Annotated in this window: 10 protein-coding genes; all 10 read left to right on the forward strand. The window is 64.7% G+C overall.

All coding sequences use genetic code 11. The annotated features are described in order from the left end of the window. Nucleotides 1–54: 54 nt before the first annotated feature. The 10 genes from ACEW7X_RS15155 (at nt 55) to ACEW7X_RS15200 (ending at nt 12,403) form a co-directional block, all read left to right on the forward strand. A complete protein-coding gene (locus ACEW7X_RS15155) occupies nt 55–2,166 on the forward strand; it encodes an LTA synthase family protein (RefSeq protein ID WP_253099947.1) in 2,112 nt (703 codons plus the stop codon). Between the two features lie 550 nt (nt 2,167–2,716). Beyond that, entirely contained in the window at nt 2,717–3,286 is a 570-nt protein-coding gene (locus ACEW7X_RS15160; RefSeq protein WP_068367821.1) for an anthranilate synthase component II, read from the forward strand. Between the two features lie 29 nt (nt 3,287–3,315). Continuing rightward, nucleotides 3,316–4,350: an anthranilate phosphoribosyltransferase gene (trpD, locus tag ACEW7X_RS15165; protein ID WP_127775702.1), complete on the forward strand. Its 1,035-nt coding sequence runs from the start codon at nt 3,316–3,318 to the stop codon at nt 4,348–4,350. Continuing rightward, complete coding sequence (gene trpC, locus ACEW7X_RS15170) at nt 4,347–5,135, forward strand: indole-3-glycerol phosphate synthase TrpC (protein ID WP_068367410.1); 789 nt, start codon at nt 4,347–4,349, stop codon at nt 5,133–5,135. Before trpD ends, trpC begins: the two co-directional genes overlap by 4 nt. A 240-nt stretch (nt 5,136–5,375) precedes the next feature. Then, nucleotides 5,376–6,224, forward strand: a complete 849-nt coding sequence (locus ACEW7X_RS15175; RefSeq protein ID WP_068367825.1) for a MurR/RpiR family transcriptional regulator — start codon at nt 5,376–5,378, stop codon at nt 6,222–6,224. Nucleotides 6,225–6,256: 32 nt separating this feature from the next. After that, nucleotides 6,257–7,498 carry a diaminopropionate ammonia-lyase gene (locus ACEW7X_RS15180; protein ID WP_420177387.1) on the forward strand — a complete coding sequence of 414 codons (1,242 nt, stop codon included), beginning with the start codon at nt 6,257–6,259 and terminating at the stop codon, nt 7,496–7,498. Continuing rightward, nucleotides 7,495–8,724 carry a M20 family metallo-hydrolase gene (locus tag ACEW7X_RS15185; protein ID WP_127775265.1) on the forward strand — a complete coding sequence of 410 codons (1,230 nt, stop codon included), beginning with the start codon at nt 7,495–7,497 and terminating at the stop codon, nt 8,722–8,724. Before ACEW7X_RS15180 ends, ACEW7X_RS15185 begins: the two co-directional genes overlap by 4 nt. A gap of 37 nt (nt 8,725–8,761) precedes the next feature. Then, nucleotides 8,762–9,706: an N-carbamoyl-D-amino-acid hydrolase gene (locus ACEW7X_RS15190; protein WP_127775266.1), complete on the forward strand. Its 945-nt coding sequence runs from the start codon at nt 8,762–8,764 to the stop codon at nt 9,704–9,706. Nucleotides 9,707–9,853: 147 nt separating this feature from the next. Beyond that, nucleotides 9,854–11,185: an MFS transporter gene (locus tag ACEW7X_RS15195; protein WP_420177388.1), complete on the forward strand. Its 1,332-nt coding sequence runs from the start codon at nt 9,854–9,856 to the stop codon at nt 11,183–11,185. Nucleotides 11,186–11,254: 69 nt separating this feature from the next. Then, nucleotides 11,255–12,403: a YgeY family selenium metabolism-linked hydrolase gene (locus ACEW7X_RS15200; protein ID WP_420177389.1), complete on the forward strand. Its 1,149-nt coding sequence runs from the start codon at nt 11,255–11,257 to the stop codon at nt 12,401–12,403. Nucleotides 12,404–12,540: the final 137 nt, after the last annotated feature.

The following is a 12,540-nucleotide window of genomic DNA, read 5'->3' on the forward strand; positions in this document are numbered from 1 at the left end:
GCTGGGCAAGGGGTAGAATCAGCTTCCGTTCGAGACTTGTCATCAAACTGAAGCATGAGTGCATCACCCGGCACCAGGGCGCCCAAGCGTGCCGCAAAAAAAGAAAATCAAACCTGGACCCCCTGGCTGCGGCTGCACCGCCAGTACTGGATGCTACTGGTGCTGGCCGTCATCGGCCTGGCGCTGGGACGCATGGCCGTGATCATGATCCAGGCGCCGGTGCAATGGCACCCTGCCGGGCAGGACCTTACCCGCGCCTTTTGGATGGGCGCCCGCTTCGACGTCAAGAACCTGGCAGTCCTGCTCGGCCTGCCACTGTTCCTGGCCTTCCTCATGCCAGCCCGGCTGCGCAACTTCTGGCAAAAGCTGCTGGCCGGCTGGCAAGTGCTGGTCATGCTGTTGATCAACCTGCTGATGGTGGTCAACTATTACTACTTCCAGTTCTACAACGGCCCCATCAACGGCCTGGTCTTTGGCTTTGCCGAGGATGACACGGCCGCGATTTCCCGCACACTGTGGAACGACCTGCCTGTCATCCGGCTGGTCATCGGCATTCTGTTGCTGACCTTCGTGCAAGTCGCCATCGCCCGTTGGTGGGCCAGGCGCCAGCCTGGCGGCCCCACGGGCTGGCGCCTGGCAGCGCTGGCCATTGCCAGCCTGCTGCTGACGGCAGGCCTGGCGCGCGGCAGCCTGGGCACGTTCCCCTTGCGTACCATGCACATGGCCGTGTCCACCGACGCCTTGGTAAACAACCTGGTGCCCAATGGCTGGGTGGCGCTGCAAATGGCCTGGAAGGAGCGCAATGCCTCGGACATGGGCAGTACGCCCGAGGCCGGCATGAAGCTCTATGGCCTGCAATCCCTCGAAGACGCGCTGCAACAGGCCGGCCTGCAATCCCCAGGCGAGTCCCTGGGCGCGGAACAGGCGGCCGAACGCGCCCACCAGGCGCTGCTGCAGCCGCTGCCGGCGCAAGCCGCCTGGCAACAGGCGCGCAAGCCGAATGTGCTGGTGGCTGTCATGGAAGGCTGGGGCCGGCACCTGCTGGAATACGACGACCCGGAACGCAACGACCTGCTGGGCCACCTGCGCCCCTGGCTGCACGGCAAGGCGGATTACTTCGACAAGGCGCTGTCCTACCAGCATGGCACCTACCAGAGCCTGGAAGGCCTGCTGCTGGACAGCCCGGTCACCCCCCTGATGCAGAGCCGCTACGGCTATCGCGGCTACTCCACCTCGGTGGCCCAGGCCTACCGTGACGCAGGCTACCGCACCGTGTTCCTGAGCGCCGGCCAGGATAGCTGGCGCAAGCTGGATACCGCGCTATTGCAGCAGGGCTTCGACCAGGTGCTGGGCGAAAGCGCGATCACGGAGCGCTATCCCGAGGCCACCACCCATACCTGGGGCGTGGATGATGAGTGGATGTTCCGCTACGCGCAGGATATCGTGGCCGAGGCGGAAGCAGCCGGCCAACCGCTCATGCTGGTCATGCTGACCACCACCAACCATCCGCCGTTCCGTTCGCCGCCGGGCTACCAGCCGGCCGTCCTGGACCCTGATACCCTGGGAACTGCCATGGCAGTGGATGCCGAGCATGGCCGGACCATCCTCTCTACCTACCAGTACGCCAACAATGCCCTGGGGCAGTTCCTGGACAACCTGGAACGCGACGGCGTCATGGAACATACCCTGTTCGCTGCCACCGGTGACCACAACACGCGCCAGATATTCACCTATCCCGACGCAAGCCAGCTGAATTTCAAGTACGGCGTGCCCATCATCATGTGGGTCCCTGAGCCCTATCGCCTGGGTGGCATCCCCCACACTGGTGAATGGGCCAGCCACCAGGACATTTTCGCCACGCTGATGGCGCATTCGCTGCAAGACACCAGCGTTGCCAAGCGCGGCCGCGACCTGTATGCCGATACCACTGCCCCCATTGCCCTGTCCTTCATCGGCGACGAGTCCGGCGCCGGCCCCGGCATTTTCATCAGCGCCGAAGGCGCAGTGGTGGGCATGACGCATCCCCAGTTCTACCACTGGAACAGCGACGGCCGGCTGCTGCCTGCCGCCACGCCATCGCAACCCCTGCAGGCGCAATGGCAGAAGCAGCGCGCCCTGCTGGCCTTGCGCGACTGGCGCATCCGCGCCGAGGCCCTGCAACCCTGAGGCCGGCGCCGCACTTGCCCGCCCAGGCAGCAAGTGCGGCCTGCCGGCAACGGCCGCCAGCAGCCTTGGCCACCACGCTCGACAGCGGCCAAGGCTGCCGCTACAATCGACGCATTATCCGGGTTGCCTGCGGCCTTGCTGGCCCCCGCGCCCGGTTTTCATCAAGCAACAGACTGAATCCATGAACCGTTACGCAACGTCCCTCACTTGCCAGTGGTGGCGCTTCCAATAGGAAGCGGCTCGACGTTACGGTTTCACACCACGCCTTGCCGCCGTTTCGGGTGGATACAAGGCGTTTTTTTATTCTGATTCCCGGTACGGCGGCTCCAACGCTCAGGAGATTGCCCAGTGCCACACGCCCCCACAGCCCAATACCTCCCCGGCCTTTACCGGCAGGATGGCTGCGCGCGCGCATATCCCGCGTTGGTCCCCCGATGGCGAAGCTTGCCCACCCCAGGCAAGCACTGAACCTTGCACAGACATTCCCGGCCATGCCAGTTCCGGCAACCGGCCGGCAACCGAATACCGCAAAGATACAAGGATCGCCATCATGGCCCTGCTGATGATAGACAACTACGACTCGTTCACCTACAACCTGGTCCAGTACTTCGGTGAGCTGGGCGAGGAAGTGAAAGTCGCCCGCAACGACGAAATCACGCTCGATGAAATCGAAGCCCTGGCGCCCGCGCGCATCTGCGTGTCGCCCGGCCCATGCTCCCCGGCCGAGGCTGGCATCTCCATTGCCGCCATCCAGCGCTTCGCCGGCCGCATTCCCATCCTGGGCGTCTGCCTGGGGCATCAATCCATAGGCGCAGCCTACGGCGGCAAGATCATCCGCGCCAAGCAGATCATGCATGGCAAGACCTCGCCTATCACCCACACCGGCACTGACATTTTCCGCGACCTGCCCTCGCCCTACACCGTCACCCGCTATCACTCCCTGGCCATCGAGCGCGAATCACTGCCGGACTGCCTGCAAATCACGGCGGAAACGGAAGATGGGGAAATCATGGGTATCCGACATAAAGAATTAGCGATATACGGAGTACAGTTCCATCCCGAATCGGTTCTGAGTGAACACGGCCATGCCCTGCTGCGCAACTTCCTGACGCAGGACTGACCGCCATGAACCAGCCAGCCAGCCAACCCATGCCCATTACTCCGACAGAAGCCCTGGTCCGCTGCATCGAGCACCGCGAGATCTTCCACGATGAAATGCTCACGCTCATGCGCAGCCTGATGCGCGGCGAAATTTCACCGCCCATGATGGCCGCCCTGCTGATGGGCCTGCGCGTGAAGAAGGAAACCGTCGGCGAAATCACGGCTGCCGCGCAGGTCATGCGCGAATTCGCCACCCCCGTCACCGCCCCCGACACACAAGACCTGCTGGACATGTGCGGCACCGGCGGGGACGGCAGCAATACCTTCAATATTTCCACTGCGGCCATGTTCGTCGCCGCCGCTGCCGGCGTGCCCATCGCCAAGCATGGCGGGCGCAGCGCCTCGTCATCCTCAGGCAGCGCCGACGTGCTGGAAGCCCTGGGCGCTCGCATCGACCTGCCGCCGCCTGCCGTCGCCGAATGCCTGGCCGCGACCGGCATCGGCTTCATGTATGCCCCCAATCACCATAGCGCCATGAAGAATGTCGCGCCCATCCGCAAAGAACTGGGCGTGCGTACCATCTTCAATATCCTGGGGCCGCTGACCAATCCGGCCAAGGCCGCCAACCAGCTGATGGGCGTGTTCCACCCCGACCTGGTCGGCATCCTGGTCCGCGTGCTGCAACGGCTGGGCTCGCGTCACGTCCTGATCGTCCATGGCATGGACGGCATGGACGAAGCATCCCTTGGGGCTTCTACCCTGGTCGGGGAACTCAAGGACGATATCGTGACCGAATACCAGATACACCCGGAAGACTTCGGTCTGAACATGGTGTCCAACCGCAGCATCCGCGTCTCCAGCCGCGAAGAATCCCGCGACATGGTACTGTCCGCCCTGAATAATGAACCCGGCACCGCGCGCGACATCGTCGCCTTCAATGCCGGCCTCGCCATTTACGCCGGCAACCGCGCCACCTCTATCGAGGACGGCCTGCGCCTGGCCGGTTCGGTGCTGGACAGCGGCGCGGCCCGCGCCAAACTGGAAGAATTCTGCGCATTCACGCGCAAAGGACGACAGGAATGAACGACATCCTTACCCGTATCCTGGAAGTAAAGAAAGAAGAAGTCACCGCCTCGCGCCAACTGCGCAGCGAAGCCGAACTGCTGCGCGAAGCCCAGGCGCGCAAGGACGTGCGCGGCTTCGCCCGCGCCATCGAGGACGCCATTGCGGTCGGCCGGCCTGGCGTCATCGCGGAAATCAAGAAGGCATCCCCCTCCAAGGGCATCATCCGCGAGAACTTTTCCCCGGCCGAAATCGCCGGCTCCTACGCGGCCCATGGCGCCGCCTGCCTGTCGGTGCTGACCGACGTGCAATTCTTCCAGGGCTCGCACGACCACCTGCGCCAGGCCCGCGCCGCTTGCAGCCTGCCCGTCTTGCGCAAGGACTTCGTCATCGACAGCTATCAGGTCGTGGCCGCCCGCGCCATGGGCGCCGACTGCGTGCTGCTGATCGCCGCCGCCCTCAGCGATGCGCAGATGCGCGACCTGGAAGATTGCGCCCGTGCGCTCGACCTCGATGTCCTGGTCGAAGTGCATGATGCCGAGGAACTGGAGCGCGCGCTGAAACTGCACACGCCCCTGCTGGGTATCAATAACCGCAACCTGCGCACCTTCGAAACCAGCCTGCAGACCACGCTGGACCTGCTGCCGCGCATTCCCGAAGGCAGGCGCGTCGTCACTGAAAGCGGCATTGCCAGCGCCGAGGATATCCGCCGCATGCGCGAACACGGCGTCCAAGCCTTCCTGATCGGCGAAACCTTCATGCGCGCCGCCGAGCCGGGCGCGGAGCTGGCGCGCCTGGTCGCCTGACGACCTGCCGGCCACTCGCACACCCGGCCAACCCCGTTTCCTTTCTTTTCAGTCCTCCCAGTCTCCTGCCAACACGGCAAGGCCCGCGTCCACCCCGGGCCTTGCGAGACACTTTCCCGCCTGATTCCCCCTTGCGCCCCCTGGGATAACTCCCTAGTCGCGCCTGCTCAATTTTTATTGACACTATAATTTCACAAAATTATTCTACTGAAACCACAGTTTCATTTGAGCATGGCGATCATGACTTCCACTTTGCAGGAACGCATCCTGTCCCTCCAGGACACCTTTACCGAGAGCGAGCAGCGCCTGGCCCATGTCACGCTGGAGTGCCTGGGCAATATCGCAGCCTGGTCCGGCGCTGACCTGGCCAAGAAAGCTGGCGTGTCCAAGGCCACTGCCAGCCGCTTTTTCCGCCGCCTGGGCTACGACAACTTCAATGAAATCCGCGCCCAGGCCCGCGATGATGCCGAACGCGGCTCCCCTCTTTATGAAATGGCCGGGGTCCGGCCGCCCGATGCATCGGGCGATGCGCTGGCCGCCCACCTGTCTACCGACCTGCAGAACCTGGCGCAGACCTTCGAACGCCTGGACAGTCGTGATGTTGAAACCACGGTTTCATTGCTGGCCCAATCGCGCCGCGTCTGGATCGCCGGCTTTCGCAACGGACGCGTGCTGGCGCAGTACGCCTGGGCGCTGCTCACCCAACTGCGCGACGGCGTGACGCTGGCCCCTGGTGCCGGCCTGAACCTGGCCGAAGATCTGGCCGACATGGGGCCCGACGATGTCCTGCTGGTCATGGACTTCCGCCGCCGCGTCACACTGCTCAAGCCTGTGGTGGAACACGCCAGCCGCATCGGCGCCAGGGTCGTGGTGCTGACCGACCCCACCGCCACCGAACTGCCCGCACGCGCCGATGTCGTGTTGCGCTGCGTGAACCGCAGCCCAGCCGTCTTCGACTCCTACATTGCAGCCATGAGCCTGATCAACCACCTGTGCTCCGTGCTCGCGCGCACACTGGGCGACGCCGCCCGACAGCGCCTCAAGCACATCGAATCCCTGCACGACCTTTACGGCGACCTGCATCGCTGATCCCGACCATACCTATAAAAAAGGAGTTTCCCTTGTCCACCATCCTGCCCGATGTCCGCCTGCACTGGACCCTCAACCCCGCCTTCGACGCCGATGCGCCCTATGGCCCCAGGCAGCAAGCCATCCTCGGCGGCGAAGCCTTCCGCCGCGCCGATGCTCAGATACGCCGCTGGCCCGGCTACTGCCCGACGCCGCTACGCGATCTCGCCGGGCTGGCGCAAGCCGCCGGCGTGCGCCAGTTCCTCTACAAACAGGAAGCGCACCGCTTCGGTCTGGGCAGCTTCAAGGCACTGGGCGGCGCCTATGCCGTCAGCCGCCTGCTGCTGCGCGAACTCGGACAACGCCTGGGCCGCGACGACCTCGGCATCGACGACCTGCTGTCCGGAAAATATCGCGAGACCACCCAGGACATTACTGTCACCTGCGCCACTGACGGCAACCACGGCCGTTCCGTCGCCTGGGGCGCAGAGCGCTTCGGCTGCCAGTGTGTCATCTATATCCATGCCACCGTCAGCGAAGGCCGCAAGGCCGCCATCGAAAGCTATGGCGCGCAGGTAGTACGCACGCCCGGCAACTATGACGATTCCGTGCGCCAGGCGGCCGAAGATTCCGCACGCCTGGGCCGATTCGTCGTGTCCGACACCTCCTACCCCGGCTATATGGAAGTGCCCAAGGATGTCATGCAAGGCTATGGCGTCATGGCCGACGAAGCCTTGCAGCAACTGGCGCAAAACGGGGATGGCGACCTGCCCACCCATGTCTTCCTGCAAGGCGGTGTCGGCGGCCTGGCTGCGGCAGTCTGCGCCCACTTCTGGGAACAGCTCGGCGCGCGCCGACCCCGATTCATCGTCGTCGAACCCGACAAAGCGGCCTGCCTGTTCGAGAGCGCCAAGGCGGGCAAGCCCGTGGCGGTGCATGGTGAACTGGATACCGTCATGGCTGGCCTGGCCTGCGGCGAAGTGTCGCTGCTGGCCTGGGAAATCCTTCATCCAGGCGTCCAGGCCTTCCTCACCGTCGATGACGAAGCCGCGCTGGACACCGTGCGCCTGCTGGCCGACAGCCCCTATGGCGACGCTCCCCTGGTCGCGGGCGAATCGGCTGTCGCCGGACTGGCTGGCGCGCTGGCGGCACTGGCCGACCCCGCCGCCCGCCAGGCGCTGGGCCTGGATGCGCACAGCCGGGTGCTGCTGTTCGGCAGTGAAGGCGCTACCGACCCCGTGCTGTATGAACAGATCGTCGGCCGCAAGCCAGCGGAAATCGGAGAACCTGTATGACACAAGCCCGCATCAACCTGCCCCGCCTGCTGGCACGCATTGCCGCGCTGGGCCAGGTCGGCGCCATCGAGGGTGGCGGCGTGTGCCGCCTCGCTCTGACGGAGGAAGACCGCCAGGGCCGCGACCTGGTTACCGGCTGGATGCGCGAACTGGGCCTGGAAATCACGGTGGACGCCATCGGCAACGTCACCGGCCTGCGCCGCGGGCGGGAGGACGGCCCGCCTGTCATGACCGGCTCACACATAGATACGGTCCGCACCGGGGGCCGCTATGACGGCAACCTGGGCGTGCTGGCCGGCCTGGAAGTCATCGCCGCACTCAATGACGCGGGCATACGGACACGTCGGCCGCTGGCAGTGACCTTCTTCACCAACGAAGAAGGCTCACGCTTTGCCCCTGACATGATGGGCAGCCTGGTCTACCAGGGCGGCCTGCCCCTGCAACAGGCGCTCGATACCGTGGGCATAGACGGCACGACAGTCGGCGAAAACCTACGCCGCATCGGCTATGACGGCCCGGCCCCGGTTGGCAGCAACCGGGTCCACGCCTTCGTCGAGCTGCATATCGAACAAGGCCCGCTGCTGGAACACGAAGGCATCACCATCGGTGCGGTCACCGGCGTGCAGGGTATCCACTGGCTGGAGTTCAGCATCGAAGGAACGTCCAACCATGCTGGCACCACGCCCATGGCACTGCGCCATGATGCCGGCCTGGCGGCCGCGCGCATGGCCTGCTTCGCCCGCGATCTGGCCAGCCGCATGGGTGGCGGGCAACTGGCCACCGTCGGCCACATGCAGTTGCACCCCAGCCTGATCAACGTCATTGCCAACCGCGCCACTTTCACGCTGGACCTGCGCAACACAGACGGCGCTGCACTGCGCCAGGCCGTCGCCGACTGCCTGGCCTATGCCGGGGAACTGGCAAGCCAGGAGGGTATCCGCATTTCGCACCGGGTGCTGGCGGACTTCGAACCGGTCGCCTTCGACGAACGGATTGTCGGCCGTGTCGAGGCGCTCGCCCGTGCCCACGGCCACAGCGTGCGCCGCATGCCCAGCGGCGCCGGCCATGACGCGCAGATGCTGGCGCGCATGTGCCCGACCGGCATGATTTTCGTCCCCAGCGTTGGCGGCCTGTCGCACAACGTCGCCGAATTCACGCAGGACCAGGACATCGGCGCAGGCGCGGCCATCCTGCTCGACCTGCTGCTTGAACTGGCGCAAGCCTGACACCTACCGAAAAAAACAACCGCAAGGAGCTTCCACCATGTCCCGCATCGTCAATGTCGCCGCCGCCCAGCTTGGCCCCATCCACCGTACCGACAGCCGCCGCGCCGTCGTCGCACGGCTCCTCGAACACTTGCGCAACGCGCACGCCATGGGCTGCCAGCTCGTCGTCTTTCCCGAACTGGCGCTGACCACCTTCTTTCCGCGCTGGTATGTGGAGGACCAGGCCGAAATGGACGCCTACTACGAAGCCGAAATGCCCGGCCCGGAAACTCGCATCCTGTTCGAAACCGCTGCGCAGCTGCGCATCGGCTTCTATATCGGCTATGCCGAGCTGGCAGTGGAAAATGGCGTCAAGCGTCGCTACAACACCTCCATCCTGGTCGACCAGAGCGGCAAGATCATCGGCAAATACCGCAAGGTTCACCTGCCTGGCCATGCCCAGAACGAGCCCTGGCGCGCCTTTCAGCACCTGGAAAAATACTACTTCGAACCGGGTTCGTCTTTTGATGTCTGGCGCGGCTTCGACGGCATCATGGGCATGGCGCTCTGCAACGACAGGCGCTGGTCCGAAACCTACCGTGTCATGGGCCTGCAAGGCGTGGAAATGATCATGATGGGCTACAACACCCCGGTGCACAATCCGCCCGCGCCGGAACACGACGACCTCTCCATGTTCCACAACCAGCTCGTGATGCAGGCCGGCGCCTACCAGAACGGCACATGGGTCGTGGGCGTGGCCAAGGCCGGCAATGAAGAAGGCTGCGAAATGATAGGCGGCAGCTGCATCATCGCCCCTTCCGGGGAAATCGTCGCCGCCTGCTCCACCAAGGGCGACGAACTGGCCATCGCGCGCTGCGACCTGGACCTGTGCCGTTCCTACAAAACCACCACCTTCAACTTCGAGCGCCACCGCCGCCCCGAGGCCTATGGCCTGATCACCGAACGGCGCGGCGCCATCGAACCGGAGGCCCTGCCCGCATGACTGACGCCTGACCCCCGGCCCGGACGGTTTTGAGGAGAGCCGCCCGGGCAGGCCAGTCTTCCCCCAACAACAAACAAGGCATGCGGCCATCTCGGCACGCAGGGGGACGCTTTGCCTGAAAAAACATACACCACCAAAGGAGACCACATGAATCAATCACTAGGAGGCGTCGCGACGCCTGGCATTGCCGCTGCCTCAGCCACCTCGGCCGCCACTGACAACACGCTGTACCGCAAAGTCGCCTGGCGCCTGCTGCCCTTCCTGATGGCCTGCTACATCGCGGCCTTTCTCGACCGGGTCAATGTCGGCTTCGCCAAGCTGCAAATGCTCGACGACCTGCAATTCAGCGAAGCCGTGTATGGCCTGGGCGCCGGGATCTTCTTCATCGGCTACTTTCTTTTCGAGGTTCCCAGAAATGTCCTGATGCACCGGATAGGCGCCAAGAAAACCCTGGCCCGGATCATGGTGCTCTGGGGGCTGATTTCCGCCGCCATGGCGCTCACCCAGACGCCCACCCAGTTCTATATCCTGCGCTTCCTGCTGGGCGCAGCCGAAGCTGGTTTCTATCCCGGCATCATCCTCTACCTGACTTACTGGTTCCCTTCCCACCGCCGCGGCCAGATCGTTGCCGTCTTCATGACCGCCGTGCCGTTCGCCGGCATCCTGGGTGGGCCGCTATCGGGCTGGATCATGGAAGCGTTCCACGAGACGCACAACCTGGCCGGCTGGCAATGGATGTTCCTTATCGAAGCCGTGCCTTCACTGCTGCTTGGCGTGGCTGTGCTCTGGTACCTGGATGACCGCATCGACGACGCCCGCTGGCTCAGCCCCGAGGAAAAGGCGCGGCTCAATGGCAACCTGAGCGCCGAACGCGCCACCAAGACCGAACATGTCTCGCTGCTGCGGTTATTCCGCGACCGTCGCGTGGTGCACATGGCGCTCATCTGCTACTGCACCGTCTCCAGCCTGTCAGGCCTCGCCTTCTGGATTCCGTCCGTCATCCGGTCCACCGGCGTCAGTTCCCTGCTGGATGTCGGCCTGCTGACCGCCATCCCCAACATCTGCGCCGTCATTTCGATGATCCTGGTGTGCCGCCACTCCGACCGCAGCCGCGAACGCCGCTGGCACATGATCATTCCGTTCCTGGTCGGCGGCACCGGGCTGGCGCTCAGCACGCTGTTCAGCCACAACCCGATGCTGGCCGTCGCCATGCTGTCCGTGGCTGCCGCTGGCTGCATGGTCTGCTCGCCCCTGTTCTGGAGCCTGCCCACCGCCTTTCTGGATGGCAAGAGCGCTGCGGCGGGGATTGCCGGCATCAACTCCTTTGCGGGCCTGGCCGCCTTCGTCAGCCCGTACGCCATCGGCTGGATCAAGGAGCTGACCGGCTCCACCGATGGCGGCATGTACTTCCTTGCCAGCTTCACGGTCCTGGGCGCCATTCTGGTCTACCGCGTGCCGCGCGAGCTGGTGAACCGCTGATTTCCGCTGATTCCTTTAACCCGGGCGCGGGCGGCACCGTCCGCACCCCTTGCAACAATGGACACAAAAATGGACATGGACGTCGTAGCCCTGACCCAAGCCATGGTCAGAATTCCCAGTCTGTCCGGCCAGGAGGCCGGCATGGCACGCCTGATGGCCGACACCATGCGTGCCGCCGGCTTCGATGAAGTGCGCACCGATGCCAACGGCTCCGTGCTGGGTATCGTCGGCCCCGCAGGCACCGACATCGCCCTGCTGTTCGATGGTCACATGGATGTCGTGCCCGTCACCGGCAATTGGCGCTTCGATCCCTTCGGTGGAGAAATCCATGACGGCCGCCTGTACGGGCGCGGCAGCACCGACATGAAAGGCGGTGTCGCCGCAGCCATCTGCGGCGTCGCCCAGGCGGCAAGGCAGGGGCTCAGGCAACGCGTGGCGGTATCCGCCAGCGTGCTGGAAGAAGTCATCGAAGGGCATGCCCTGGCACCGGTGCTGGATGCCTGCCAGCCTGGCGCCGTCGTGATCTGCGAACCGTCGAAACTACAGATACGCGCCGGCCAGAAAGGCCGCGTGGAAATCCTGCTGCGTTTTCATGGCAAGCCCGCCCACGCGGCCAACCCCCACATGGGCGTCAACCCGCTGCACGCGGCCGCCCGGGCGCTGACTGCGCTGGAAAGCCTGCCGCTGCCGCAGGATCCGGTTCTGGGCCCGGCACTGCTGGTTCCCACGGACATCATTTCCGACCCGTATCCGTCAATTTCGATGATTCCTTTGAGCGCCACCCTCCGTTTCGACCGGCGCACCATCGTGGGCGAAAGCCTGGACGACGTCCTCGGGCAAATCCGCCACCACCTGCAGCAGCACGGCCTGGACGGCTTCACGCTGCAGGTCAGCGAAGACAGCGTTTCCACCTTCACCGGCTGTCATGCCAACCCGCCCCGCTGGCTGCCCGCCTGGCGTTGCGAAGCCGATTCCAGCCTGTTGCGGCTGACGCGCGAAGCCGTCCGCCAGACCGGCCGGGAACCCATCGTGGGCAGTTGGCCGTTCTGCACCAATGGCTCGGAATCTGCCGGCAGGCGCGGCATCCCCACCATCGGCCTGGGCCCCGGCAACGAAGAGGACGCGCACATCATCGACGAATCCATCGCCGTGGAACAGTTGCACGGCGCCACCGCCATCTACGCCCGCATGGTACGCCTGATGTGCGGCCAGGACTGATGGCATCTCGCCCGCGCGCGGCACGCCCATAAGGGAAGCCCACGCCCTGACAACCCTGACGCCGTTACCCCTTTACGCCCTGCCGGCCGTCCAGGACTCTGGCATGCTTGCCCCGGGTCTGTTAGCCTGAAAACTAA

The organism is Kerstersia gyiorum, from assembly GCF_048595715.1.
GTDB classification, from domain to species: domain Bacteria; phylum Pseudomonadota; class Gammaproteobacteria; order Burkholderiales; family Burkholderiaceae_B; genus Kerstersia; species Kerstersia gyiorum.